This is a genomic window from Streptomyces sp. NPDC089915 (assembly GCF_040684675.1).
Classification (GTDB): Bacteria; Actinomycetota; Actinomycetes; order Streptomycetales; family Streptomycetaceae; genus Streptomyces.
This window is the reverse complement of record NZ_JBFBGN010000105.1, coordinates 1-25,167: the sequence shown is the minus strand read 5'-3', so window position 1 is coordinate 25,167 and position 25,167 is coordinate 1. Positions and strand designations below refer to the sequence as shown.

Below are 25,167 nucleotides of genomic sequence, written 5' to 3'. Positions count from 1 at the left end.
GCTCCGCCCCGGACCCCGCGCCTGAATCGCCGGCGGGGCTGGATGTGCGGGGTTCGACCCCGGAGCCCGTGGCGCAGGCGCCGGTGGGGCTGGGTGTGCGTGGCTCCGCCCCGGACCCCGCGCCTCAATCGCCGGCGGGGCTGGAGGTGCGGGGCTCGGCCCCGGAGCCCGTGGCGCAGGTGTCGGTGGGGCCGGAGGGGGGCTCCGGCGGTGTCGTGGGCGGGTGGCGTGAGGCCGCCGGGCTGGTGCGGGGGGATGCCGAGGCCGTGCGGGCCGTCGCGTGGGTGCTGCGGGGGTACGTGGTCGTCGGGACCCTGGAGGAGGCCGAGGCACTGGTCGCCGGGCGGCCCGAGCTCGTCGCCGTGACCGCCGACGGGGACGTGCTCGGCGCGCACCTCGCGCACGGCGGGTCCGCCGGGGCGCCGAGCCTCATCGAGGTGCGGGCCGCCGTGGACGAGGCGGACGCGGAGCTGGAGCGGCTGGAGCGGGAGTGCCGGGAGCTCTCCGGGGCCGAGGAGGAGGCCCGGTCGCTGCGGGCCGGCGCCGCCGCACGGGTCGAGGAGCTCGGTGAGCTGCGGCGGGCCGGGGAGCAGGCCCGGGCCGGGGCCGCGCAGCAGCTCGGGCGGCTGGCCGGGCAGGCGAAGGCGGCCCTCGGCGAGGCGGAGCGCGGCGCCCTGGCCGTGGCCACCGCCGAGGAGTCGCTGGAGCGCGCGCGGGTCGACGTCGAGGAGTGCGCGGGGCGGCTCGCGGCCGTGGAGGAGCTGCCCGTAGAGGAGGAGCCCGACACCTCCGCGCGGGACCGCCTCGCCGCCGACGGGGCCAACGCGCGGCAGACCGAGATGGAGGCGCGGCTCCAGCTGCGCACCCACGAGGAGCGGGTGAAGGGACTCGCGGGACGGGCCGACGCGCTCGACCGGGGTGCCCGCGCCGAGCGCGAGGCGCGGGCCCGGGCCGAGCGGCGCCGGGAGCGGATGCGGTACGAGGCCGGGGTCGCCCGGGCCGTCGCCGACGGGGCCCGGCAGCTGCTGGCGCACCTGGAGGTGTCCGTCGGCCGGGCGGAGCGGGAGCGTACGGCCGCCGAGGAGGCCAAGGGGCTGCGCGAGCGGGAGCTCGGCGAGGCCCGGAGCCGGGGCCGTGACCTGAAGGGAGAGCTCGACAAGCTCACCGACTCGGTGCACCGGGGCGAGGTGCTCGGCGCGGAGCAGCGGCTGCGCATCGAGCAGCTGGAGGGCCGCGCCCTGGAGGAGCTCGGCGTGGAGCCGGCCGCGCTCGTCGCGGAGTACGGGCCCGACCAGCCGGTCCCGCCGTCCCCGCCCGCCGAGGGCGAGGTGCTCCCGGAGGACCCCGACCACCCGCGCAACCGGCCCGGCCCCTTCGACCGGGCCCGCCAGGAGAAGCGGCTCAAGGCGGCCGAGCGCGCCTACCAGCAGCTCGGCAAGGTCAACCCGCTCGCGCTGGAGGAGTTCGCGGCCCTGGAGGAGCGCCACCGGTTCCTCAGCGAGCAACTGGAGGACCTGAGGAAGACGCGTACCGACCTCCTTCAAGTGGTGAAGGAGGTGGACCAGCGGGTCGAGCAGGTCTTCACCGAGGCCTACCGGGACACCGCCCGCGAGTTCGAGGGGGTGTTCTCGCGGCTGTTCCCCGGCGGGGAGGGCCGTCTGGTGCTCACGGACCCGGACAACATGCTGGCCACCGGGGTGGACGTGGAAGCCCGTCCGCCGGGCAAGAAGGTCAAGCGGCTGTCCCTGCTGTCCGGCGGCGAGCGCTCCCTGACGGCCGTGGCGCTGCTGGTCTCCATCTTCAAGGCGCGCCCCAGCCCCTTCTACGTGATGGACGAGGTCGAGGCGGCCTTGGACGACACCAACCTCCAGCGGCTGATCCGGATCATGGAGGAGCTCCAGGAGAGCTCGCAGCTGATCGTCATCACCCACCAGAAGCGGACCATGGAGGTCGCGGACGCCCTCTACGGGGTCTCGATGCAGGGCGACGGGGTGTCGAAGGTGATCAGTCAGCGCCTCCGCTGAAGGTTGATCCTTTAAGAAGTGAAGACAATGGCTGGATTCTGACGGTGCAGCCACCTTCGCATCAGCTATTGACTTCAGAAAATGAACACATAAGCTCTGGGCTGTCTCCCGGCTCCGGGTGGTGCCCGATCTTGACCTGTGCGCCACTAGGAGATACGGACAGAACCCCCCACGGAGCTCACCTTGACCAGCAGCACAGCGCAGTCTGCGGCGTCGGGCGGCGGCGGCAACGCGTCCCAGCCCGACCACCTCGGCCACGTCATCTTCATCACCGCGGCCGCCGCGATGGGCGGATTCCTCTTCGGCTACGACAGCTCCGTGATCAACGGCGCCGTCGTGGCCATCCGCGACCGCTTCGACATCGGCTCCGGCGCGCTCGCCCAGGTGATCGCCGCCGCACTGATCGGCTGCGCCGTCGGCGCCGCCACCGCCGGCCGGATCGCCGACCGGATCGGCCGCATCCGCTGCATGCAGATCGCGGCCGTGCTGTTCACCGCGAGCGCCATCGGCTCGGCCCTGCCCTTCGCCCTGTGGGACCTCGCCGTCTGGCGCGTGATCGGCGGCTTCGGCATCGGCATGGCCTCCGTGATCGGCCCCGCCTACATCGCCGAGGTCTCCCCGCCCGCCTACCGCGGCCGGCTCGCCTCCTTCCAGCAGGCCGCCATCGTCATCGGCATCGCCATCTCGCAGCTGGTCAACTGGGGCATCCTCAACCTCGCCCACGGCGACCAGCGCGGCAAGGTCGGCGGCCTGGAGGCCTGGCAGTGGATGCTCGGCGTGATGGTCGTCCCCGCCGTGCTCTACGGGCTGATGTCCTTCGTCATCCCCGAGTCCCCGCGCTTCCTGATCTCCGTCGGCCGCACCGACGAGGCCCGCTCGGTGCTCGCCGAGGTCGAGGGGGCGCGCACCGACCTGGACGCCCGCGTGGCCGAGATCGAGTCGGCGATGCGCTCCGAGCACAAGTCCACCTTCAGGGACCTGCTCGGCGGCCGCTTCGGCCTGCTGCCCATCGTCTGGATCGGCATCGGCCTCTCGGTCTTCCAGCAGCTCGTCGGCATCAACGTGATCTTCTACTACAGCTCCTCGCTGTGGCAGTCCGTCGGCATCGACCCGACCAGCTCGTTCCTGTACTCCTTCACCACGTCGATCATCAACATCATCGGCACGGTGATCGCGATGATCTTCGTCGACCGCATCGGCCGCAAGCCGCTCGCGCTGATCGGCTCGGCCGGCATGGCGCTCTCGCTGGGCCTGTGCGCCTGGGCGTTCTCGTACAAGAGCGACGTCGCCGGCGAGATCTCCATGCCGGAGGCCCAGGGCACCGTCGCCCTGATCGCCGCGCACGCCTTCGTGCTCTTCTTCGCCCTGTCGTGGGGCGTGGTGGTCTGGGTGCTGCTCGGCGAGATGTTCCCCAACCGCATCCGCGCCGCCGCGCTCGGTGTCGCCGCCGCCGCCCAGTGGGTCGCCAACTGGGTCATCACCGTCAGCTTCCCGACCCTGTCGGACTGGAACCTGTCCGGGGCGTACGTCATCTACACGGTCTTCGCCGTGCTCTCGATCCCCTTCATCCTCAAGTGGGTGCCGGAGACCAAGGGCAAGGCGTTGGAGGAGATGGGGTAACCATTCCCCGCCACCACCCCCTCTCCTCCGCGGTGCTGCCCCGGCTCAGGGACTGAGCCGGGGCAGCACCCGTTCGCACAGCAGCCGCAGGCTGCGCCACCCCTCCTCCACCGGCATCCCGCCGCACAGCGGGTGCAGCACCAGGTTCCCCGCCCCGCCCGCCTCCCGGCCGAAGGCCACGGCTTCCTCCGGGGAGAGGATCCGGTAGACCCCCTCGGCCCGCAGCTCCCCGACCGTGCGGGCGCCGGAGCGGACCGCCGAGCGGATGTCCTTGGACTGCCAGGACGCGTACATCCCCGCCTCGTGCAGGAAGTGCCCCCCGTACTCCGCCCACGCCCGGTCCGGGTCCTCCGCGACGTGCAGCAGCGGCGTCCGCTCCGCCGGCATCATGCAGAAGCCCTCGGTGCCGTACTCGGCGAGCCGCTCCCGGTAGTACTCCTCCAGCTCCGGCAGGTGGGCGCTCGGGAAGAAGGGCAGGCCGAGCCGGGCCGCCCGCCGCGCCGCCGCCTTCGAACTCCCGCCCACCAGCAGCATCGGGTGCGGCTGGGTGAAGGGCACCGGGGTCACCTTCACCGTGCGGCCGCGGAACTCGAAGGGCTCGCCGGTCCACGCCTTGAGCAGGGTCTCCAGCAGCTCGTCCTGGAGCCGGCCGCGCCGCCCCCACTCCACCCCGTGCTGCTCGTACTCCTCGGGCCGGTAGCCGATGCCGGCCACCGTCACCAGCCGCCCGCCGCCGATCAGGTCCAGGACGGCGATGTCCTCGGCCACCTTCAGCGGGTCGTGCAGCGGGCCGATGATCGCCGAGACGGTTACCGCGATCCGCCGGGTGGCGCCGAGCACCGCGCCCGCGAACGCGAAGGGGGAGGGCAGCCAGTGGTTGTCCGTCCCGTGGTGCTCCTCGGTCTGGATCGTGTCGATCCCGTGCTCGTCGGCGTAGCGGGCCATCTCCACGGCCGCCTGGTAGCGGGCGGCGAGGCTCGCGGGGGTGCCGTTCGGGTCGACGAGGTTGAAGCGGGCCACGGTGATGGGCATGGAGGGGTTCCCCTTCGCCGGATGCGGTCGGGCGGGCGAAGGGGGACGTTAGCTGACGGAGCGTCAGTTGGACAGGGTTCCGGCGGGCTCGCGCTCCGGCTCCGCGGCCGGCCCGTGGGCCGCCGGTGCGGCGCAGGCCCCGCGCGGCAGCACGGCGTACAGCACGCCGGAGGTCACGATGCCGGCCACCCAGCCCAGGCCGTTCTCGCCGATCCACGTCGAGGCGAGCGGGCCGGTGAACCAGTCCACCTTCGTGAACAGCGTGCCCACCACCAGGGCCAGCCCCCAGGCCGTCATCGCCTGCCAGGCGAAGCCGCCCCGGTACCAGTAGGCGCTGGTGCGGGTGGTGTCCAGCAGCGCCGCGCCGTCGTAGGAGGTGCGGCGCAGCATGTCCACGCCGAAGACCCCGATCCACGCGGAGAAGGCCACGGCCAGCAGGGTCAGGAAGGAGATGAACGAGCCGAAGAAGCCGGTCGAGACCACCATCAGCAGGAAGCCGAAGACCAGGCTGATGACCGCGTTGACGCTGACCGCCCAGGCGCGCGGCACCTTGAGCCCGAGGGTCTGCGCGGTGAAGCCGGCCGAGTACATCGACATCGAGTTGATCAGCAGCATCCCGAGGAGGGCGATCAGCAGGTACGGGACCGCGATCCAGGTCGGCAGCAGCTCGCCGATGAAGGAGACCGGGTCCTGCGCGCTCGCCAGGTCCGGCGTGCCGACGGCCATCACCGCGCCCATCAGCACCATGGGCAGCACGACCACGCCGGCCCCGCCGATCGTCGCGCCGACCACGCCCTTGGCGGAGGCGGTGCGGGGCAGGTAGCGGGTGAAGTCCGGGCCGGACGGCACCCAGCTGATGCCGCCCGCCGCGATGGTGCCGATGCCCGCGATCATCATGGCCGTCGAACCGGCCGGCTTGCCGAGGACGGCGGACCAGTCGGTGGTGAAGAGCAGGTAGCCGAGGACGAGCACGCTGAAGGCGCCGAAGAGGTACGTCGACCAGGTCGAGCAGACGCGCAGCGCGTTGATCCCGAGCCCCGACACCACGAAGGTGCAGCCCACGAAGAACAGCAGGGTGACGACGATCAGGGCGGTGTTGCTCTTGATCCCGAAGAGCAGGTCCAGGACGGTCAGGACGGCGTAGGCGCCGCTGACCGCGTTGATCGTCTCCCAGCCCCAGCGGGCCACCCAGATCAGCGCCCCGGGGAAGAGGTTGCCGCGCTGGCCGAAGACGGCCCGCGACAGGGCCATGCCGGGGGCGCCGCCGCGCTTGCCCGCGATCGAGATCAGCCCGACCAGCCCGTACGAGACGACCGGCGCGGCCACCGCGACGACCAGCACCTGCCAGATGTTCAGCTTGTTGAAGATCACCAGCCCCGCGCCCATGGTGAGCAGCAGCACGCTGATGTTCGCGGCCACCCAGGTGGGGACGAGCTCGCGGACGCGGCCGCCGCGCTCGCCGTCCGGTACGGGCTCCAGGCCCCGGCTCTCGACCGCACCGTCGGCGGCGTTCTCTGCGGCAGGCATGCGTACTCCGTGCGGGCGGGGTGGTCGGGGGATAAGTTGCCCATCATCGTAGATTTGACGTTAAGACCACAAATAGAGGCTTAGGGCCCGGTGGGAACGTCCAAGGTCCGGGCTCCCGGGCGACCCGTGTCCGATACTGGGTCCGTTATGGAAATCCTGATCCTTGCTGTAGTCATCGCCCTGGTCGCGGTCGGCGCGATCAGCGGGCTCGTGGTCAGCAGCCGCAAGAAGAAGCAGCTGCCCCCCACGGCGCCGCCGAGCACGCCGACCATCACTGCCCCGCCTGCCGAACCGCAGGTGGGGGAGGACGCCGTAGAGACGGCGGAAGAGCCGCGCCGCACCATCGAGGAGGTCGGGCTCCCGCAGGCGGAGGCCGAGGCTCCGGTGGAGGCGCCGGCCGCGGAGCCCGAGGCCCCGGCCGCGCCCGAGATCGAGGTGCCCGAGCCCACGGCCGGCCGCCTGGTCCGGCTGCGCGCGCGGCTCGCGCGTTCGCAGAACTCCCTCGGCAAGGGCCTGCTCACGCTGCTCTCGCGCGAGCACCTCGACGAGGACACCTGGGAGGAGATCGAGGAGACCCTCCTCATCGCCGACGTCGGCGTCGCTCCCACCCAGGAGCTGGTGGAGCGGCTGCGCGAGCGGGTCAAGGTGCTCGGCACCCGCACCCCCGCCGAGCTGCGCGGCCTGCTGAAGGAGGAGCTGGTCGCCCTCGTCGGCACCGACTTCGACCGTGCCGTGAAGACCGAGGGCGGCGCCGAGACCCCGGCCGTCGTGATGGTCGTCGGCGTCAACGGCACCGGCAAGACCACCACCACCGGCAAGCTCGCCCGCGTGCTCGTCGCCGACGGCCGCAGCGTGGTCCTCGGCGCCGCCGACACCTTCCGCGCCGCCGCCGCCGACCAGCTCCAGACCTGGGGCGAGCGCGTCGGCGCCCGCACCGTGCGCGGCCCCGAGGGCGGCGACCCCGCGTCGATCGCCTACGACGCCGTCAAGGAGGGCATCGCCGAGGGCGCGGACGTCGTGCTCATCGACACCGCCGGCCGCCTGCACACCAAGACCGGCCTCATGGACGAGCTCGGCAAGGTCAAGCGCGTCGTGGAGAAGCACGGCCCGCTGGACGAGATCCTGCTCGTCCTCGACGCCACCACCGGCCAGAACGGCCTGACCCAGGCGCGCGTGTTCGCCGAGGTCGTCGACATCACCGGCATCGTGCTCACCAAGCTCGACGGCACCGCCAAGGGCGGCATCGTCGTGGCCGTCCAGCGCGAGCTGGGCGTCCCGGTCAAGCTGATCGGCCTCGGCGAGGGCGCGGACGACCTGGCCCCCTTCGAGCCGGAGGCGTTCGTGGACGCCCTGATCGGCGACTGAGCGGCCGGACCCGCTCCGCAGACGAGTGCCCCCGCGTCCCGGTGTTCCGGGCGCGGGGGCACTGCCGTGTGCGGGGGCCGCGGCGGGAGGTCAGTGCCGGAAGCGGTGACAGGTGTAGGCGAGGGTGCCCAGCAGCAGCCGGGCCTGCGGGGGCCCGCCCGCGGAGTCCAGCGCGGGCCCGCGCAGCCAGACCGCCGGGCCGAGGCCCGCGTGGTCGCAGGGCGGGGCGGTCAGGAAGGCTCCGGGGCCCAGGGCGCGCAGGTCCAGGTCCGCGTCGTCCCAGCCCATCCGGTACAGCAGCTCGGGCAGCTCGGCCGCGGCGCCGGGGGCCACGAAGAACTGCGCCCGGCCGTCGGGGGTGGCCGTCACCGGGCCCAGCGGCAGGCCCATCCGCTCCATGCGGACCAGCGCGCGCCGCCCGGCCTCGGCCGAGACCTCGATGACGTCGAAGGCCCGGCCGACCGGGAGCAGGATCGCCGCGCCCGGGTACTCGCCCCAGATCTCCGTGACCTCGTCCAGGGTGGCGCCGCCGGGGACGGTGGGAGCGAAGTCCAGCGGATGCGCCCCCGGCGTGAGGCAGTTCGTATGACCGCAGGAGCAGTCGCGGGCCGGAGCCGCGGCGCGGGCGCCGGGGACCGCGTCCCAGCCCCAGAGGCCGGTGTACTCCGCCACCGTCGTGCACTCCGAGGTGCGGCCGCGGCGCCGGACGCCGGAACGGAATTCCTTGGTGCCGCGGCTGCCGCCGATCGTGAAGCCCATGCCCATGCCCCCTCCAACGGGTCGGACGCGCCGGTGGTTACGACGTCGGCGAGACCTCTCGGAGGCCGGGTGGAGCGCGCCTTCCACCGAGCCCGCCCGGCGCACTCCCCGCCGCGCACGCCCCGGGCGCGCTCCCGTCCAACCGTTCCGTTTCGCCTTCCTGTCAAGTGAATCGCGCCTGGCCGGTGGCGAGTTCATTCGAAGGGGTGGCGAATGGTGGCGTTTCCAGGATCGACCTCGCCGACGGGGTGATCGTAGGATTACTTTCGGTGCACGAACCCGTGAGGCGGGCCCATCCGTGGGTATGCCGGAGGCAATGCGTGGAGGACCTGTGAAGGTCCCAGGCGGCAGGAGCCGCCCCGGCCAGGGTTTCGTGTGAAGAGGCGATGCGGATGGGGGCGTTCCAGTGAGCGGCAGCGGCGCAAGCGGAACGGGCGGGGAGTCAGCCGACCGCAACGAACAGCTGACCTCCTGGTTCGTCCGGAGCGGCTGGTCCAAGGGCGAGCTCGCCCGCCAGGTCAACCGCCGGGCCCGCCAGATGGGCGCCCACCACATCAGCACCGACACCTCCCGCGTCCGCCGCTGGCTCGACGGCGAACAGCCCCGCGAACCCGTGCCGCGCATCCTCTCGGAGCTCTTCTCCGAGCGCTTCGGCGCCGTCGTCGCCATCGAACAGCTCGGCCTGCGCAGCGCCCACCAGACCCCCTCCGTCTCCGGCGTCGACCTGCCCTGGGCGGGCCCGCAGACCGTGGAGCTGCTCAGCGAGTTCTCCCGCAGCGACCTCATGCTGGCCCGCCGCGGCTTCCTGGGGACCTCCCTCGCCCTCTCCGCCGGCCCCGCCCTCATCGAGCCCATGCAGCGCTGGCTCGTCCCGGCCCCGGACGCCGACCCCGCCGCGCGCGAGGCGGGCGGGCCCGCCGGCGCCCCCTCCGGCTACCGGCCGCCGCGCCTCTCCGAACCGGAACTCGACCTCCTCGAGGCCACCACCGTGATGTTCCGCCAGTGGGACGCCCAGTGCGGCGGCGGACTGCGCCGCAAGGCCGTCGTCGGCCAGCTCCACGAGGTCACCGACCTGCTCCAGGAGAGCCACCCGGCGCCCGTCATGAAGCGGCTCTTCAAGGTGGCCGCCGAACTCGCCGAACTCGCCGGCTGGATGAGCTACGACATCGGGCTCCACCCCACCGCCCAGAAGTACTTCGTCCTCGCCCTGCACGCCGCGAAGGAGGCCGGGGACAAGCCGCTCGGCTCCTACATCCTCTCCGGCATGAGCCGCCAGATGATCCACCTCGGCCGCCCCGAGGACGCCCTGGAACTCATCCACCTCGCCCAGTACGGCAGCCGCGACTGCGCCGGACCGCGCACCCAGGCCATGCTCTACGCCATGGAGGCCCGCGCCTACGCCAACATGGGCCAGCCCAGCCGCTGCAAGCGGGCCGTCCGGATGGCCGAGGACACCTTCGGCGACGTCGGGCTCGGCGGCGAACCGGAACCCGACTGGATCGGCTTCTTCTCCGAGGCCGAACTCAACGGCGAGAACTCCCACTCCTACCGGGACCTGGCCTACGTCGCCGGGCGCAGCCCCACGTACGCCTCCCTCGCCGAACCCGTCATGGAGCGGGCCGTCGAGCTCTTCGCCAAGGACGAGGTCCACCAGCGCTCCTACGCCCTCAACCTCATCGGCATGGCCACCGTCCACCTGCTCCAGCGCGAGCCCGAGCAGGCGACCGTCCTCGTCGACCAGGCCCTCGGCGTGGCGCGAAAAGTGCGCTCCGAACGGGTGAACACCCGGCTCCGCAAGACCGTCGACATCGCCGCCCGTGAATACGGCGACGTCGCCGAGGTCGTCCGGCTGACCGACCTCCTCGCCTCCCGCCTCCCCGAGGCCGCCGAGGCCGTCTGAGCCGCCCCGGGGCCCGGGCGCGCCCCTGACGTGCGCCCGACCCCCGCCTGACCCTCACATGACACGGACCGGACCCGCACCTCACCGGTTCATTCAGGCGTAACACGCCCGACCTCTTCGTCATCGGGGCGAAACACCGAGCGGCGCCGCCGGAAACCGGCCTGCGCGAACCTCAGGGCCAATAACCGGCCAGACCTTACGCCGCCGCTCAGGTTCCCCACGATCGCCCGCACGCGAACGTACCGACGACGAGGAGACGCCGATGGCATCAGCCATCACGACCCTCGCTGCAGACACCCCGACCCTGTCTGCCGCGAACACCGGGTTCATGCTCATCTGCTCCGCCCTGGTCATGCTGATGACCCCGGGACTCGCCTTCTTCTACGGAGGCATGGTCCGCGTCAAGAGCAGCCTCAACATGCTGATGATGAGCTTCGTCAGCCTGGGGATCGTCACGATCCTGTGGGTGCTCTACGGCTTCAGCCTCGCCTTCGGCACCGACTCCGGCTCGGTCATCGGCTGGAACTCCGACTACGTCGGCCTCAGCGGCATCGGCCTCACCGAGCTCTGGGACGGCTACACCATCCCCGTCTACGTCTTCGCCGTCTTCCAGCTGATGTTCGCGGTCATCACCCCCGCCCTGATCAGCGGCGCCCTCGCCGACCGCGTCAAGTTCAGCGCCTGGGTGCTCTTCACCGCCCTGTGGGTCACCGTCGTCTACTTCCCCGTCGCCCACTGGGTGTGGGGCACCGGCGGCTGGCTGTTCAAGCTCGGCGTCATCGACTTCGCCGGCGGCACCGCCGTCCACATCAACGCGGGCGCCGCCGCCTTCGGCGTCATCCTGGTCATCGGCAAGCGCGTCGGCTTCAAGAAGGACCCGATGCGCCCGCACAGCCTCCCCCTGGTGATGCTCGGCGCCGGCCTGCTCTGGTTCGGCTGGTTCGGCTTCAACGCCGGATCCTGGCTCGGCAACGACGACGGCGTCGGCGCCGTCATGTTCGTCAACACCCAGGTCGCCACCGCCGCCGCCATGCTCGCCTGGCTCGCCTACGAGAAGCTGCGCCACGGCTCCTTCACCACCCTCGGCGCCGCCTCCGGCGCGGTCGCCGGCCTCGTCGCCATCACCCCCGCCGGCGGATCCGTCAGCCCGCTCGGCGCGATCGCCGTCGGCGCCATCGCCGGTGTGCTGTGCGCCATGGCCGTCGGCCTGAAGTACCGCTTCGGCTACGACGACTCCCTCGACGTGGTCGGCGTCCACCTCGTCGGCGGCGTGGCCGGCTCCCTCCTCGTCGGCCTCTTCGCCACCGGCGGCGTCCAGTCCGACGCCAAGGGCCTCTTCTACGGCGGCGGCTTCGACCAGCTCGGCAAGCAGGCCGTCGGGGTCTTCTCCGTCCTCGCCTACTCCCTCGTCGTATCGGCGATCATGGCCTTCCTCCTCGACAAGACCATCGGGATGCGGGTCGCCGAGGACGTCGAGGTCTCCGGCATCGACCAGGCCGAGCACGCCGAGACCGCCTACGACTTCAGCGGCGCCGGCGGCGGGATCTCCGTACGCCCCGCCGCCTCCCACGCCCCCGTGGCCGCCAACAAGAAGGTCGACGCATGAAGCTGATCACCGCCATCGTCAAGCCCTACAAGCTCGACGACATCAAGGAGGCCCTCCAGGCCTTCGGAGTCCAGGGCCTGACCGTCTCCGAGGCCAGCGGATACGGCCGCCAGCGCGGCCACACCGAGGTCTACCGCGGAGCCGAGTACACCGTCGACCTCGTACCGAAGATCCGCATCGAGGTCCTCGCCGACGACGACGAGGCCGAGGAGCTCGTCAACGTCATCGTCAGCGCCGCCCGCACCGAGAAGATCGGCGACGGCAAGGTGTGGAGCGTCCCCGTGGACTCGGTGGTCCGGGTCCGCACCGGCGAGCGCGGCGCGGACGCGCTCTAGCGGACGACGGGAGCCACGGGTGACGAGCGTCGAAGAGACCACGGAAGACCCCACCGGCCCCGGACCCGGCGGATACGCCGAGGCCCGGCTGCGACTCCTCGGGGAGGAGTCGCGGTCCGGGCCGTCCCGGCGTTCCGGCCTGTCCGCCCTGACGGACCGGTGGCTGACCGGACTGTTCGCGACCGCCGCCCGGGAGGCCGGCGTCCGGGGCGCGGCCCTCGTCGCCGTCGGCGGCTACGGACGCGGGGAACTCTCCCCGCGCAGCGACCTCGACCTGCTGCTCCTGCACGACGGCAAGGCCCGCCCCCAGGCCCTGGGCGCCCTCGCCGACCGCCTCTGGTACCCCGTCTGGGACACCGGGGTCGCCCTCGACCACTCCGTGCGCACCCCCGGCGAGGCCCGCAAGGTCGCCGCCGACGACCTCAAGGCGCACCTCGGGCTGCTGGACGCCCGCCTCGTCGCGGGCGACGCCGGGCTCCTCGCCGGACTGCGCACCTCGGTGCTCGCCGACTGGCGCAACCAGGCCGCCAAGCGGCTGCCGCAGCTGCACTCCCTGTGCCGCGAGCGCGCCGAACGGGCCGGGGAGCTGCGGTTCCTGCTGGAACCCGACCTGAAGGAGGCGCGCGGCGGGATCCGCGACGCCACCGCCCTGCGGGCCGTCGCCGCGTCCTGGCTGGCCGACGCCCCGCGCGAGGGACTGGCCGAGGCCCGGCGCCGGCTGCTGGACGCGCGGGACGCCCTGCACCTGGTCACCGGCCGGGCCACCGACCGGCTCTCCCTCCAGGAGCAGCCCCAGGTCGCCGCCCGGCTGGGACTGCTCGACGCGGACGCGCTGCTGCGCGAGGTGTACGAGGCCGCCCGGGTGGTCGACTACGCCGGCGACGTCACCTGGCGGGAGGTCGGACGGGTCCTGCGGGCCCGGTCCGCCCGGCCGCGGCTGCGCGGGCTGCTGGGCACCCGGGGGGCGGCGGCCGCCGCCGAGCGGGCGCCGCTGGCCGAAGGGGTGGTGGAGTCCGAGGGGGAGGCCGTCCTCGCGCTCGCCGCCCGGCCCGACCGCGATCCCGTCCTGCCCCTGCGGTTCGGGGCCGCCGCCGCGCAGGCCGGGCTGCCGGCCTCGCTGCACGCCGTACGCCGGCTCGCGGCGCAGGCCCGGCCGCTGCCCGTGCCCTGGCCGGCCGAGGCGCGGGAACAGCTGGTCACCCTGCTGGGCGCGGGGGAGCCTATGGTGGGGGTGTGGGAGGCGCTGGAGGCCGAGGGGCTGATCACCCGGCTGCTGCCCGACTGGGAGCGGGTGCGCTGCCGCCCCCAGCACAACCCCGTCCACACCTGGACGGTGGACCGGCACCTGATCGAGACCGCCGTACGGGCCTCGGCGCTGACCCGCCGGGTCGGCCGCCCCGACCTGCTGCTGATGGCGGCCCTGCTGCACGACATCGGCAAGGGCTGGCCCGGCGACCACTCCGTCGTCGGCGAGACCATCGCCCGCGACATGGCCGCGCGGGTGGGCTTCGACGCCGAGGACACCGCCGTACTGGGCACCCTCGTCCGCCACCACCTGCTGCTCGTGGACACCGCGACCCGCCGCGACCTCGACGACCCGGCGACCGTCACGGCGGTGGCCCGGGCCGTCGGGTCCACCGGCACCCTGGAGATCCTGCACGCCCTCACCGAGGCCGACGCCCTCGCGACCGGGCCCGCCGCCTGGAGCACCTGGCGCGGCTCCCTCGTGGCCGACCTGGTGCGGCGGGTCGCCGCCGTGCTGAGCGGGGCCCCGCCGGCCGACCCCGAGCCGGACCTCCCCACCGCCGAACAGGAGCGCCTCGCGCTGGAGGCGCTGCGCACCGGGGAGCCCGTGCTCACCCTGCACGCCCGGCAGGAGGAGGACGAGGCCGTCGGCGTCGAGCTGGTCGTGGCCGTCCCCGACCAGCCCGGGGTGCTCCCCGCCGTGTCCGGGGTGCTGGCCCTGCACCGGCTGACGGTGCGGGCGGCGGACCTGCGGTTCCTGGAACTGCCGGAGCACCTCGGCGAGGTGCTGGTGCTGCGGTGGCGGGTGGCCGCGGAGTTCGGGGCGCTGCCGCAGGCGGCCCGGCTGCGGACGGACCTGGTGCGGGCGCTGGACGGTTCGCTGGACGTCCCGGCGAAGCTGGCCGCCCGCGAGGCGGCGTACCCGCGCCGCCGCGGGGTCGTCCCCCCGCCGCCGCGCGTCACGGTGGTCCCGGACGTCTCGCCCCTGGCCACGGTCCTGGAGGTGCGCGCCCCCGACGCGGTGGGGCTGCTGCACCGGATCGGACGGGCGCTGGAGCGCTCCGGGGTCCGGGTCCGCAGCGCCCACGTCTCCACCCTGGGGGCGAACGCGGTGGACACGGTCTACGTGGTCGACCCGGACGGCAAACCCCTCCCGCCGGCGGCGGCCGCCGGCGTCGCCGCCCAGATCCAGTCGGCCCTGGAGTAGCCGGCCCGCGACCCCGCCCCCGGGGAGCGGCGGGGCCGGATACCCTGGGGGGCGACCATCACGCCCCCGACCCGAGGAATCGCGACCACCGTGTTCGATACGCTTTCCGACCGCCTCAGCGCGACCTTCAAGTCCCTCCGGGGCAAAGGCCGCCTCTCCGAGCAGGACATCGACGCTGCGGCGCGGGAAATCCGTATCGCCCTCCTCGAGGCCGACGTCGCGCTCCCCGTCGTCCGCTCCTTCATCGCGAACGTCAAGGAAAGGGCCCGCGGCGAGGAGGTCAGCAAGGCGCTGAACCCCGGCCAGCAGGTCCTCAAGATCGTCAACGACGAGCTGGTCTCCATCCTCGGCGGCGAGACCCGCCGGCTGCGCTTCGCCAAGACCGCGCCGACCGTGATCATGCTGGCCGGTCTCCAGGGCGCCGGTAAGACCACCCTCGCCGGAAAGCTGGGCCTCTGGCTCAAGGGCCAGGGCCACGCCCCGCTGCTCGTCGCCTGCGACCTCCAGCGCCCCAACGCCGTCAACCAGCTGAGCGTCGTCGCCGAGCGCGCCGGCGTCGCGGTCTACGCGCCCGCCCCCGGCAACGGCGTCGGCGACCCGGTGCAGGTGGCCAAGGACTCGATCGAGTACGCCCGCACCAAGCAGTACGACATCGTCATCGTCGACACCGCCGGCCGCCTCGGCATCGACGCCGAGCTGATGCAGCAGGCCGCGGACATCCGCGACGCCGTCAGCCCGGACGAGATCCTCTTCGTCGTCGACGCCATGATCGGCCAGGACGCGGTCAACACCGCCGAGGCCTTCCGCGACGGCGTCGGCTTCGACGGCGTGGTGCTCTCCAAGCTCGACGGCGACGCCCGCGGCGGTGCCGCGCTCTCCATCGCGCACGTCACCGGCAAGCAGATCATGTTCGCCTCGAACGGCGAGAAGCTCGACGAGTTCGACGCCTTCCACCCGGACCGCATGGCGGGCCGGATCCTCGACATGGGTGACATGCTCACCCTCATCGAGCAGGCCGAGAAGACCTTCTCCCAGGCCGAGGCCGAGAAGATGGCGGCCAAGCTCGCCAAGGGCCCCAAGGAGTTCACGCTCGACGACTTCCTGGCCCAGATGGAGCAGGTCCGCAAGATGGGCTCCATCTCCAAGCTCCTCGGCATGCTGCCGGGCATGGGCCAGATCAAGGACCAGATCAACAACATCGACGAGCGCGACGTGGACCGCACCGCCGCGATCATCAAGTCGATGACCCCGGCCGAGCGCCAGGACCCGACGATCATCAACGGCTCGCGCCGCGCCCGTATCGCCAAGGGCTCCGGCGTCGAGGTCAGCGCCGTCAAGAACCTCGTCGAGCGCTTCTTCGACGCCCGCAAGATGATGTCCCGCATGGCCCAGGGCGGGGGCATGCCGGGCATGCCCGGCATCCCCGGGATGGGCGGCGGCCCCGGCAGGCAGAAGAAGCAGGTCAAGCAGGCCAAGGGCAAGCGCAAGAGCGGCAACCCGATGAAGCGCAGGGAAGAGGAGGCCGCCGCGGCGGCCCGGCGCGAGCAGGGCCCGCAGCCCGGCCTCCCCGCCGCCGGCGGCAACCCGTTCGGGCTCCCGGCGGGCGGCGGCCAGCCCGGCGAGGACTTCGACCTGCCGGACGAGTTCAAGAAGTTCATGAAGTAGCGGTCGTACCCCGAGGGCCCCGTCGTGCACGCACGGCGGGGCCCTTCCGCTGCGCGGGCACGGGGGCGCTTTGTCGCTTATGGTCGGCCGGGAGGACGGCATAAGGAGGCGCCCCCGTGCCCAGCCCCACCCCCGTACCGCCGCGCGACCGGGCCGACACCCCCTGGCGCTCCGAGGGCGCCCCGCCCAGCCCGCCTCCCCGCAGGAAGCCGCCCGGCGGCTGGCGCGGGCTCATCCTCGCCGCCCTGATCGTCTACCTGATCACCAACCTCGTGCTGTCCTTCTTCAACGAGGGCGACGGACCGACGATCTCCTACACGGAGTTCAGCAGGCAGGTCACCGACGGCAACGTCGAGAAGATCTACTCCAAGGGCGACGCCATCCAGGGCGAGCTGAAGAACAAGCAGCCCGTCCCCGGCGGCCACGGCGACTACCGGAAGTTCGTCACCCAGCGCCCCGCCTTCGCCGACGACCAGCTGTGGTCCGGGCTCACCTCCAAGGGCGTCACCGTCACCGCCTCCCCGGTCGTCGAACAGCGCAGCTTCCTGGCCAACCTGCTGATCTCCCTCGCCCCGATGCTGCTCATCGTGGCCCTGTGGCTCCTCATCGCCCGCCGGATGGGCTCCGCCCTGGGCGGGGCCGGCGGGTTCGGCCGCAAGGCGCCGCCCAAACCCGTCGAGCTGGAGGGCGCCAAGCGCACCACCTTCGACGACGTGGCCGGCATCGACGAGGTCGAGGGCGAGCTCAGCGAGGTCGTCGACTTCCTCAAGAACCCCGAGCAGTACCACCGGCTGGGCGCCCGCATGCCCGGCGGGGTCCTGCTCGCCGGGCCGCCCGGAACCGGTAAGACCCTCCTCGCCCGCGCCGTCGCCGGCGAGGCCGGGGTGCCGTTCTTCTCCGCCTCCGCCTCCGAGTTCATCGAGATGATCGTCGGCGTCGGCGCCTCCCGGGTGCGCGAGCTCTTCACCGAGGCCCGCAAGGTGGCCCCGGCGATCATCTTCATCGACGAGATCGACACCATCGGGCGGGCCCGCGGCGGCTCCGCCGCCATGGGCGGCCACGACGAGCGCGAGCAGACCCTCAACCAGATCCTCACCGAGATGGACGGCTTCTCCGGCTCCGAGGGCGTGGTCGTCCTGGCCGCCACCAACCGCGCCGACGTCCTCGACCCCGCCCTGACCCGCCCCGGCCGCTTCGACCGCACGGTCGCCGTCTCCCCGCCCGACAAGGCGGGCCGCGAGGCGATCCTGCGCATCCACACCCGCGACATCCCCCTCGCGTCCGGCGTCGACCTGGCCCAGGTGGCCCGCACCACCCCCGGCATGACCGGCGCCGAACTCGCCAACCTCGCCAACGAGGCCGCCCTGCTCGCCGTCAAGCGCCGGCAGGACGCGGTCACCCAGGCCGACCTCTCCGACGCCCTGGAGAAGGTCCAGCTGGGCGCCGAACGCCCGCTGGTGATGCCCGAGGAGGAACGCCGCCGCACGGCCTACCACGAGAGCGGCCACGCCCTGCTGGGCATGCTCCAGCCGGGCGCCGACCCCGTACGCAAGATCACCATCGTGCCGCGGGGCCGCGCCCTCGGCGTCACCCTCTCCACCCCCGACGCGGACCGCTACGCCTACACCGAGCCCTACCTGCGGGGCCGCATCATCGGCGCGCTCGGGGGCATGGCCGCCGAGCACGTGGTCTACGACGTGATCACCACGGGCGCCGAGAGCGACCTCGAACAGGTCACCAACATCGCGCGCGGCATGGTCGGCCGCTGGGGCATGAGCGAGCGCGTCGGCCGCCTCACCGCCATCCCCTCCGACGGCCAGGGCCCGTACGGTCTGACCGCCGCCCCCTCCACCCTCGACGCCGTGGACCACGAGATGCGCCGGATCGTCGACGAGTGCTACGAGGAGGCCTGCCGCCTGCTGACGGAGCACCGCCCGAAGCTCGACGCCCTCGCCGAGGCCCTGCTGGCCGCCGAGACCCTGGACGAGCACGCGGCGTACGAGGCGGCCGGCGTCCCCCGCCTCGCCAAGGACCACGGCACCCGCTGACCGCTACGCCACCCGGGCGATGACGTACCGAAGGATGTTCGGCAGCCACACGGCCCCGTCGGCCCGCTCGTACGGGTGAAGCGCCTCCGCCAGCTCCTTCTCCGCCAGCGCCGGGTCCGCCGCCGCCCCGGCCCCGCCGCCGGTCCCGGCGACCGGGTAGAGCCCGGTCGACAGCAGCCCGCGCACCGCGCTGTCCGCGTCCGCGTAGCCGAAGGGGCAGAACACCCGCCCGGACCCGTCCGGCACCAGACCGGCCCCCTCCGCCACCGCGTCCAGGTCCCGGACCACCGGCCCGCCGCCCAGCACCGCCGGCACCGTGCACCGCTCGGCCGGCCCCCAGCCGGCCAGCACCACCGCCCCGCCCCGCCGGACCGCGGGCAGGGCCGCAGCCAGGTCGCCCGGGCCGGGCGAGAAGGCCAGCAGCACGTCGTAGGGGCGGGCCGGGGGCGCCGGAGGCCCGGCCACCACCTCCAGCAGCCGCTCGCGGGCCAGCGCCCGGCGGGCCGGGTCCGCCTCCACTCCCGTGGCGGCGGCGCCCCGTCCGGCGGCCAGCAGCAGGGCCAGCCCGGCCCCGCAGTCGAGGCCCAGCAGCCGGGTGCCCGGCCCGACCTCCAGCCGGTCGTAGACCGCCTCGTACAGCGGTACCAGCATCCGTTCCTGGATCTCCGCCCAGTCCCGGGCGACGAGCGTCGCCGTCGGCGTCGGTGTCATCGAAAGAGCGCTCCTGATTCCGTCTCGCCCCCTTGCCCCCGTTGCCAGAGAACTCCCCATCGGCCCCCGCGTCCAGAGGAGTGCGCCACCCGATTCACGCATCCGGTGCCCGGCGCCGTACCATTCGCGCCATGGCAAAGGCACCCGTTCTCACCCCGCAGGCGGAGGATTTCCCCCGCTGGTACCAGGATCTGATCAACAAGGCCGAGCTGGCCGACAACGGTCCGGTCCGCGGCACCATGGTCATCCGACCGTACGGCTACGGCCTGTGGGAGCGGATGCAGCAGGAGATGGACGCCCGGATCAAGGAAGCCGGTGCCCAGAACGCCTACTTCCCGCTCTTCATCCCGCAGTCGTACCTGACGAAGGAGGCGGAGCACGTCGAGGGCTTCGCCCCCGAGCTCGCGGTCGTCACCCACGGCGGCGGCAAGGAGCTGGAAGAGCCGGTCGTCGTCCGGCCCACCTCCGAGACGATCATCAACGACTACTTCTCCAAGTGGGTCCAGAGCTACCGCGACCTGCCCCTGCTGATCAACCAGTGGGCCAACGTCGTCCGCTGGGAGATGCGCCCCCGCGTCTTCCTCCGCACGAGCGAGTTCCTCTGGCAGGAGGGCCACACCGCCCACGCCACCTACGAGGACGCCCGTGACTACGCCGCGCACATCCACCGGGACGTGTACGGCGACTTCATGACCAACGTGCTCGGCATCGACGTCGTGCTCGGCCGCAAGACCCCCAAGGAGCGCTTCGCCGGCGCCATCAACACCCTCACCCTCGAGGGCATGATGGGCGACGGCAAGGCCCTCCAGATGGGCACGAGCCACGAGCTCGGCACCAACTTCGCCAAGGCCTTCAACACCTCCTACCTCTCCAAGGAGGGGCAGCAGGAGCTGGTCTGGCAGACCTCGTGGGGCGTCTCCACCCGCATGGTCGGCGGCCTGATCATGTCCCACGGCGACGACAACGGCCTGCGCGTCCCGCCGCGCCTGGCCCACGTCCAGGTCGTCGTCATGGCGATCAAGGGCGACGAGGCCGTGGCCAAGGTCCGCGAGCTCGGCGCCCAGCTGAAGGCCGCCGGCCTGCGCGTCCACGTGGACGACCGCGTCGACACCCCCTTCGGCCGCCGCGCCGTGGACTGGGAGCTCAAGGGCGTACCGGTCCGCATCGAGATCGGCCCCCGCGACCTGGAGAACGGCACCGCGATGCTGGCCCGCCGCATCCCCGGCGGCAAGGAGCCGGTGCAGATCGAGGCCCTGGCCGACCTGCTGCCCAAGGTGCTCGACGAGGACCAGGCCCAGCTGCTGCGCGAGTCCCGCGAGCGCCGGATCGCCCGTACGACCGACGTCGCCACCATCGAGGAGGCCTCCGAGGCCGCCCTCGCCGGCGGCTGGGCGCGGATCCCGTGGAGCGTCCTGGGCCCGGAGGGCGAGGCCAAGCTCGGCGAGCAGGCCGTGACCGTCCGCTGCCTCATCGCCGAGGACGGGTCGGTGCCGGAGTCCGACGACGCCCCCGGTACCCTCGCGATCGTCGCGCGCTCGTACTGAGCCGGAGTAGGCCGGAGTAGCACTCCCACGCCCCCGGCGCACGGTTTCGGCCGCGCGCCGGGGGCTGGTTTTTTCGGTCGCCGTTACGTACCGACTCCTCCTGGGATCGGCGCACCCGTCCTCGTCGGGACGCATGAGACTGAACTGACTGGTACGTGCAAAAAATTTGGAATGGCCCGGAATCGGAACACCGGGGCACCCCGGCTCGTTGTCACGACGTGAGCACGACACCACCTGTTCTCGCCGCAGAGCTGGCGCAGGCGTGGGCCGACATTCAGCGGTACCACCCCGAGCTGCCTGACCTTGCCGCGCCCGAGTCCCTGATCGGAGAGTCCTCGTCCGCCTGTGGCGCCGAGCTCTCCTTCGAGCGACTGCTGCACGAGGCAGTCCACGGCATCGCGGCCGCCCGCGGGGTCCGTGACACCTCGCGCGCCGGCCGCTACCACAACCGCAGATTCCTCGCGATCGCCGAGGAGATGGGGCTGGACCACTCCGAGGAGCCGCACGCCAGCAGCGGGTTCTCCCTGGTCTTCCTCAATCCCGAGGCCAAGAAGCGCTACCGGCCCACGATCGAGCGGCTCCAGCGCGCCCTCAAGGCGCACACGGTCGCCACGGCCGCCGACACCAAGCGCAGCTTCCGCGGACCGGCCGCACGGCACGGCTCCTCGGGCGGCGGCGTGCGCGTCAAGGCGGTCTGCGACTGCGGGCGCAACGTCCGCGTCGTCCCCTCCGTCCTGGCCCAGGCGCCGATCGTGTGCGGCGGCTGCATGAAGCCGTTCCGCATCCCCGAGGTGGCCACCGCGGCGGCGTCCTGACCCGGCGCCCCCGGCGGGCGGTGTGGTGATCCGCCCCGCTCGGAGGCGCCCTGGGCATGTGGCACAATGGGCAGCTGTACTCGACAGCCGCATAGGACCCCTCTCTCCTCCGGCTGACGCGTCCATCGGGCACCCGAGTACCGCAACCCCACGTGGCATCTCAAGTGCCCAACCACGTCAAGTTCAGGAGACACCACTCCAGTGGCAGTCAAGATCAAGCTCAAGCGCCTCGGTAAGATCCGCTCCCCTCACTACCGCATCGTCGTCGCCGACGCCCGCACCCGCCGGGACGGCCGCGCGATCGAGGAGATCGGCATCTACCAGCCGACGTACAACCCGTCGCGCATCGAGGTCAACGCCGAGCGCGCGCAGTACTGGCTGTCCGTGGGCGCCCAGCCCACCGACGCCGTTCTGGCCATTCTGAAGCTCACCGGTGACTGGCAGGCGCACAAGGGCCTCCCGGCCCCCGCGCCGCTGCTGCAGCCGGCCACGAAGGAAGACAAGCGTCGCTCCTTCGACGAGTTCGCCAAGGCCCTCGAGGGCATCGGCGAGGCCAAGGGCGAGGCCATCACGCAGAAGAAGAAGGCCGACAAGAAGGCGGACGAGGCTGAGGCCGCCGCCGAGTCGACCGAGGCCTGATCATGCTCGAGGAGGCTCTTGAGCACCTCGTAAAGGGCATTGTGGACAACCCCGACGACGTGCAGGTCGCCTCGCGCAACCTGCGCCGCGGGCAGGTGCTCGAGGTCCGGGTGCACCCCGAAGACCTCGGGAAGGTGATCGGCCGCAACGGCCGCACCGCACGTGCGCTGCGGACCGTCGTGGGCGCCATCGGCGGGCGGGGGATCCGCGTCGACCTCGTCGACGTGGACCAGGTCCGCTGAGCAGTTGAATCACCGGCACGGGCCGGGGAGGGCATTCGTGCCCGCCCCGGCCCGTCGTCGTCTGAACAGGAGAGAGTTGTGGAGCTGGTAGTCGCGCGGGTCGGCCGCGCCCACGGGATCAAGGGTGAGGTCACCGTCGAGGTGCGGACCGACGAGCCGGAGCTGCGACTCTCGCCCGGCGCGGTCCTCCGCACCGACCCGGCGTCGGCGGGCCCGCTGACCATCGAGACGGGCCGGGTGCACAGCGGCCGGCTCCTGCTGCGCTTCGCGGGGGTCAAGGACCGCACCGGGGCCGAGGGGCTGCGCAACACCCTCCTCATCGCGGACGTGGACCCCGCGGAGCTGCCGGAGGAGGAGGACGAGTACTACGACCACCAGCTGATGGACCTGGACGTGGTGCTGGAGGACGGCACCGAGATCGGCCGGATCACCGAGATCTCCCACCTGCCCTCGCAGGACCTCTTCATCGTCGAGCGCCCCGACGGCTCCGAGGTGATGATCCCCTTCGTCGAGGAGATCGTCGCCGAGATCGACCTGGAGGAGCAGCGCTGTGTCATCACCCCGCCGCCGGGGCTGATCGACGACCGCTCCGAGATCGCCTCCGCGCGTGACGCGGAGTCCTCCCCCGAGGCCGAGAAGTCCGGGGACGACGCCTGATGCGGCTCGACGTCGTCACGATCTTCCCGGAGTACCTGGAGCCCCTGAACGTCTCCCTCGTCGGCAAGGCGCGGGCCCGCGGGCAGCTCGACGTCCACGTGCACGACCTGCGCGACTGGACCTACGACCGGCACAACACGGTCGACGACACCCCGTACGGCGGCGGTCCCGGCATGGTCATGAAGACCGAGCCCTGGGGCGAGGCCCTGGACGCGGCCCTGGCCGACGGCTACGAGTCCGGCGCGCACGGTCCCGTCATGGTCGTCCCCACCCCCAGCGGCCGGCCCTTCACCCAGGAACTGGCCGTCGAACTCTCCGAGCGGCCGTGGCTGATCTTCACGCCGGCCCGGTACGAGGGCATCGACCGCCGCGTCATGGACGAGTACGCGACCCGCATGCCGGTCTACGAGGTCTCCATCGGCGACTACGTGCTGGCGGGCGGCGAGGCGGCCGTCCTGGTCGTCACCGAGGCCGTGGCCCGGCTGCTGCCCGGGGTGCTCGGCAACGCGGAGTCGCACCGCGACGACTCCTTCGCCCCCGGAGAGATGGCCAACCTGCTGGAGGGCCCCGTCTACACCAAGCCCCCGCGCTGGCGCGGCCGGGAGATCCCCGAGGTGCTGGTCAGCGGCCACCACGGGAAGATCGCGCGCTGGCGCCGGGACGAGGCGTTCCGCCGCACCGCCGAGAACCGCCCCGACCTGATCGAGCGCTGCGAGGCCTCCGCCTTCGACAAGAAGGACCGGGAGATCCTGAGCATCCTGGGCTGGAAACCGTCCGGAGACGGCCGATTTTGGCGCAGGCCGGAGGTCGTGGAAGAATAGGCGGCTGCTGTGTGCTCGCGTGCGCCCCTGCCACAGGGGGATCGTCGTCCGACGGGTGACACGGCTCTCGAATTCTCTCCGGAAACCCGCACCGGCGACCTGTGGCGTCGTGCGAAGAAAGCAGACGAACTCATGTCTCACCTGCTCGATGGCGTCAACGCCGGCTCCCTGCGCACGGACGTCCCGTCCTTCCGCCCGGGTGACACGATCAACGTGCACGTCCGCGTGATCGAGGGCAACCGCTCCCGTATCCAGCAGTTCAAGGGTGTTGTCATCCGCCGCCAGGGCTCCGGCGTCTCGGAGACCTTCACGGTCCGCAAGGTCTCCTTCAGCGTCGGCGTGGAGCGTACCTTCCCGGTCCACTCCCCGATCTTCGAGAAGATCGAGCTCGTCACCCGCGGTGACGTGCGTCGCGCCAAGCTGTACTTCCTCCGTGAGCTCCGCGGCAAGGCCGCGAAGATCAAGGAGAAGCGCGACCGCTGATCTCCTCTCCGGGTTCCGGGGACGGCCGGATAGGCTCGCCCCCGATGGACACCGAAGCAGAGCTCACACAGCGCGGCCACTCCTCCCCCGAACAGGGGGAGGGGCGGCCGCGCTCTGCTTTTCCCCGGAACCGTCCGCTCCGGGCGCTTCGCGCGCTCTTCGGGAGCCGCGGCGACTCCGGGCCCTGGAAGCGGGCCGGGGTACTGGGCGTGGCCTGCACGGTCTTCCTGCTGCTGGTCAGCAATTTCGTGGTCCAGCCCTTCCTGATCCCGAGCCGGTCCATGGAGCCGACCCTGCAGGTCGGCGACCGGATCCTGGTGAACAAGCTGGCGTACCGTTTCGGCTCCGTGCCGCAGCGGGGCGACGTCGTGGTCTTCGACGGCACCGGGTCCTTCGTACGGGAACCCGCCCGCGGCAACCCGGTCGGCGACGCCCTGCACGGCGCCGCCTCGGCCCTCGGGCTCGCCGCCCCCTCCGACACCGACTTCGTGAAGCGGGTCGTGGGCGTCGGCGGGGACGACGTGGTCTGCTGCGACGCGGGCGGCCGGATCCGGGTCAACGGGGTCCCCGTGGAGGAGCCGTACCTGTACCCCGGCGACACCCCCTCGAAGGTGCCCTTCCGGATCGCCGTCCCGCTGGGCACGCTGTGGGTCATGGGTGACCACCGCTCCCAGTCCCGGGACTCCCGGGACCACCTCGGGGAGCCGGGCGGCGGGATGGTGCCGGTGGAGAAGGTGATCGGGCGGGCCGACTGGACCGGCTGGCCGCCGTCCCGCTGGACCTCGCTGTCCGGGACCGCCGCCACCGGGGGCCCGCATGGGTAGCCGGGGGCGTCCGCGCGGCGGCCGGGAGCCGGAGCCGGAGCCGACGCCGGAGCCGGGACCGGGGTCGGAACCGCGACCGGAGCCGGGGCCCGAGCCGG

The 25,167-nt window shown here is 72.6% G+C and carries 21 protein-coding genes; 17 read left to right on the top strand and 4 right to left on the bottom strand.

Annotated features, from left to right (window positions below):
• A partial coding sequence (locus AB0O29_RS25880) for an AAA family ATPase (protein WP_365155506.1) occupies positions 1–2,024 on the top strand: 2,024 nt, incomplete at its 5' end.
• Positions 2,025–2,207: 183 nt separating this feature from the next.
• Positions 2,208–3,644, top strand: a complete 1,437-nt coding sequence (locus tag AB0O29_RS25875) for a sugar porter family MFS transporter (protein ID WP_365155504.1) — start codon at positions 2,208–2,210, stop codon at positions 3,642–3,644.
• 45 nt (positions 3,645–3,689) lie between these two features.
• Here AB0O29_RS25875 and AB0O29_RS25870 read toward each other — a convergent pair whose 3' ends face one another.
• Together AB0O29_RS25870 and AB0O29_RS25865 are read right to left on the bottom strand one after the other, a co-directional pair.
• Positions 3,690–4,676 carry an LLM class flavin-dependent oxidoreductase gene (locus tag AB0O29_RS25870; RefSeq protein WP_365155501.1) on the bottom strand — a complete coding sequence of 329 codons (987 nt, stop codon included), beginning with the start codon at positions 4,674–4,676 and terminating at the stop codon, positions 3,690–3,692.
• A gap of 63 nt (positions 4,677–4,739) precedes the next feature.
• Positions 4,740–6,203, bottom strand: a complete 1,464-nt coding sequence (locus tag AB0O29_RS25865; RefSeq protein ID WP_365155498.1) for a cytosine permease — start codon at positions 6,201–6,203, stop codon at positions 4,740–4,742.
• 147 nt (positions 6,204–6,350) lie between these two features.
• On the opposite strand from AB0O29_RS25865, the gene ftsY reads away from it, so the two are divergent.
• A complete protein-coding gene (ftsY, locus tag AB0O29_RS25860) occupies positions 6,351–7,568 on the top strand; it encodes a signal recognition particle-docking protein FtsY (protein WP_365155495.1) in 1,218 nt (405 codons plus the stop codon).
• 90 nt (positions 7,569–7,658) lie between these two features.
• Here ftsY and AB0O29_RS25855 read toward each other — a convergent pair whose 3' ends face one another.
• Positions 7,659–8,327: a bifunctional DNA primase/polymerase gene (locus AB0O29_RS25855; RefSeq protein WP_365155492.1), complete on the bottom strand. Its 669-nt coding sequence runs from the start codon at positions 8,325–8,327 to the stop codon at positions 7,659–7,661.
• A gap of 406 nt (positions 8,328–8,733) precedes the next feature.
• On the opposite strand from AB0O29_RS25855, the gene AB0O29_RS25850 reads away from it, so the two are divergent.
• The 6 genes from AB0O29_RS25850 (at position 8,734) to ftsH (ending at position 18,333) form a co-directional block, all read left to right on the top strand.
• On the top strand, positions 8,734–10,227 hold the full coding sequence (locus AB0O29_RS25850) for a hypothetical protein (RefSeq protein WP_365155490.1): 1,494 nt from the start codon (positions 8,734–8,736) through the stop codon (positions 10,225–10,227).
• 262 nt (positions 10,228–10,489) lie between these two features.
• Positions 10,490–11,833 carry an ammonium transporter gene (locus AB0O29_RS25845; RefSeq protein ID WP_365155487.1) on the top strand — a complete coding sequence of 448 codons (1,344 nt, stop codon included), beginning with the start codon at positions 10,490–10,492 and terminating at the stop codon, positions 11,831–11,833.
• Positions 11,830–12,168, top strand: coding sequence for a P-II family nitrogen regulator (locus AB0O29_RS25840; RefSeq protein ID WP_079429980.1), 339 nt, complete (start codon positions 11,830–11,832; stop codon positions 12,166–12,168). The genes AB0O29_RS25845 and AB0O29_RS25840 overlap by 4 nt, the downstream gene beginning before the upstream one ends.
• A gap of 19 nt (positions 12,169–12,187) precedes the next feature.
• The gene (locus AB0O29_RS25835) at positions 12,188–14,620 is read left to right on the top strand and encodes a [protein-PII] uridylyltransferase (RefSeq protein WP_365155483.1); all 2,433 of its coding nucleotides are present in this window, start codon (positions 12,188–12,190) and stop codon (positions 14,618–14,620) included.
• 90 nt (positions 14,621–14,710) lie between these two features.
• Positions 14,711–16,285 carry a signal recognition particle protein gene (ffh, locus tag AB0O29_RS25830; RefSeq protein ID WP_365155480.1) on the top strand — a complete coding sequence of 525 codons (1,575 nt, stop codon included), beginning with the start codon at positions 14,711–14,713 and terminating at the stop codon, positions 16,283–16,285.
• Between the two features lie 116 nt (positions 16,286–16,401).
• On the top strand, positions 16,402–18,333 hold the full coding sequence (gene ftsH, locus AB0O29_RS25825) for an ATP-dependent zinc metalloprotease FtsH (protein WP_365155477.1): 1,932 nt from the start codon (positions 16,402–16,404) through the stop codon (positions 18,331–18,333).
• 3 nt (positions 18,334–18,336) lie between these two features.
• Here the strand turns inward: ftsH and AB0O29_RS25820 are convergent, their stop codons facing one another.
• Positions 18,337–19,044, bottom strand: a complete 708-nt coding sequence (locus AB0O29_RS25820; protein WP_365155475.1) for a methyltransferase type 11 — start codon at positions 19,042–19,044, stop codon at positions 18,337–18,339.
• A gap of 131 nt (positions 19,045–19,175) precedes the next feature.
• Here AB0O29_RS25820 and proS point away from each other — a divergent pair, with 131 nt between their 5' ends.
• The 8 genes from proS (at position 19,176) to lepB (ending at position 25,069) form a co-directional block, all read left to right on the top strand.
• A complete protein-coding gene (proS, locus tag AB0O29_RS25815) occupies positions 19,176–20,588 on the top strand; it encodes a proline--tRNA ligase (RefSeq protein ID WP_365155472.1) in 1,413 nt (470 codons plus the stop codon).
• Positions 20,589–20,806: 218 nt separating this feature from the next.
• Positions 20,807–21,403, top strand: a complete 597-nt coding sequence (locus tag AB0O29_RS25810; RefSeq protein ID WP_344170497.1) for a hypothetical protein — start codon at positions 20,807–20,809, stop codon at positions 21,401–21,403.
• A 201-nt stretch (positions 21,404–21,604) separates the two neighbouring features.
• Entirely contained in the window at positions 21,605–22,042 is a 438-nt protein-coding gene (rpsP, locus tag AB0O29_RS25805) for a 30S ribosomal protein S16 (RefSeq protein WP_365155469.1), read from the top strand.
• A 2-nt stretch (positions 22,043–22,044) separates the two neighbouring features.
• Positions 22,045–22,284, top strand: a complete 240-nt coding sequence (locus AB0O29_RS25800) for an RNA-binding protein (protein WP_042810017.1) — start codon at positions 22,045–22,047, stop codon at positions 22,282–22,284.
• Positions 22,285–22,362: 78 nt separating this feature from the next.
• Positions 22,363–22,941 carry a ribosome maturation factor RimM gene (gene rimM / locus AB0O29_RS25795; RefSeq protein WP_365155466.1) on the top strand — a complete coding sequence of 193 codons (579 nt, stop codon included), beginning with the start codon at positions 22,363–22,365 and terminating at the stop codon, positions 22,939–22,941.
• Positions 22,941–23,762: a tRNA (guanosine(37)-N1)-methyltransferase TrmD gene (gene trmD / locus AB0O29_RS25790; RefSeq protein ID WP_365155463.1), complete on the top strand. Its 822-nt coding sequence runs from the start codon at positions 22,941–22,943 to the stop codon at positions 23,760–23,762. The genes rimM and trmD overlap by 1 nt, the downstream gene beginning before the upstream one ends.
• Positions 23,763–23,894: 132 nt before the next feature.
• On the top strand, positions 23,895–24,245 hold the full coding sequence (gene rplS / locus AB0O29_RS25785; protein ID WP_365155460.1) for a 50S ribosomal protein L19: 351 nt from the start codon (positions 23,895–23,897) through the stop codon (positions 24,243–24,245).
• Positions 24,246–24,289: 44 nt separating this feature from the next.
• Positions 24,290–25,069 carry a signal peptidase I gene (lepB, locus tag AB0O29_RS25780; RefSeq protein WP_365155457.1) on the top strand — a complete coding sequence of 260 codons (780 nt, stop codon included), beginning with the start codon at positions 24,290–24,292 and terminating at the stop codon, positions 25,067–25,069.
• Positions 25,070–25,167 lie beyond the last annotated feature (98 nt).

What these genes read in the sequence shown, in the direction of transcription:
- trmD (WP_365155463.1), top strand. Translation starts at nt 22,941, where the DNA reads ATGCGGCTCGACGTCGTCACGATCTTCCCGGAGTACCTGGAGCCCCTG.
- AB0O29_RS25870 (WP_365155501.1), bottom strand. Translation starts at nt 4,676, where the DNA reads ATGCCCATCACCGTGGCCCGCTTCAACCTCGTCGACCCGAACGGCACC.
- AB0O29_RS25865 (WP_365155498.1), bottom strand. Translation starts at nt 6,203, where the DNA reads ATGCCTGCCGCAGAGAACGCCGCCGACGGTGCGGTCGAGAGCCGGGGC.
- AB0O29_RS25820 (WP_365155475.1), bottom strand. Translation starts at nt 19,044, where the DNA reads ATGACACCGACGCCGACGGCGACGCTCGTCGCCCGGGACTGGGCGGAG.
- AB0O29_RS25855 (WP_365155492.1), bottom strand. Translation starts at nt 8,327, where the DNA reads ATGGGCTTCACGATCGGCGGCAGCCGCGGCACCAAGGAATTCCGTTCC.
- lepB (WP_365155457.1), top strand. Translation starts at nt 24,290, where the DNA reads ATGGACACCGAAGCAGAGCTCACACAGCGCGGCCACTCCTCCCCCGAA.
- rplS (WP_365155460.1), top strand. Translation starts at nt 23,895, where the DNA reads ATGTCTCACCTGCTCGATGGCGTCAACGCCGGCTCCCTGCGCACGGAC.
- AB0O29_RS25800 (WP_042810017.1), top strand. Translation starts at nt 22,045, where the DNA reads ATGCTCGAGGAGGCTCTTGAGCACCTCGTAAAGGGCATTGTGGACAAC.
- ftsY (WP_365155495.1), top strand. Translation starts at nt 6,351, where the DNA reads ATGGAAATCCTGATCCTTGCTGTAGTCATCGCCCTGGTCGCGGTCGGC.
- AB0O29_RS25840 (WP_079429980.1), top strand. Translation starts at nt 11,830, where the DNA reads ATGAAGCTGATCACCGCCATCGTCAAGCCCTACAAGCTCGACGACATC.
- proS (WP_365155472.1), top strand. Translation starts at nt 19,176, where the DNA reads ATGGCAAAGGCACCCGTTCTCACCCCGCAGGCGGAGGATTTCCCCCGC.
- AB0O29_RS25845 (WP_365155487.1), top strand. Translation starts at nt 10,490, where the DNA reads ATGGCATCAGCCATCACGACCCTCGCTGCAGACACCCCGACCCTGTCT.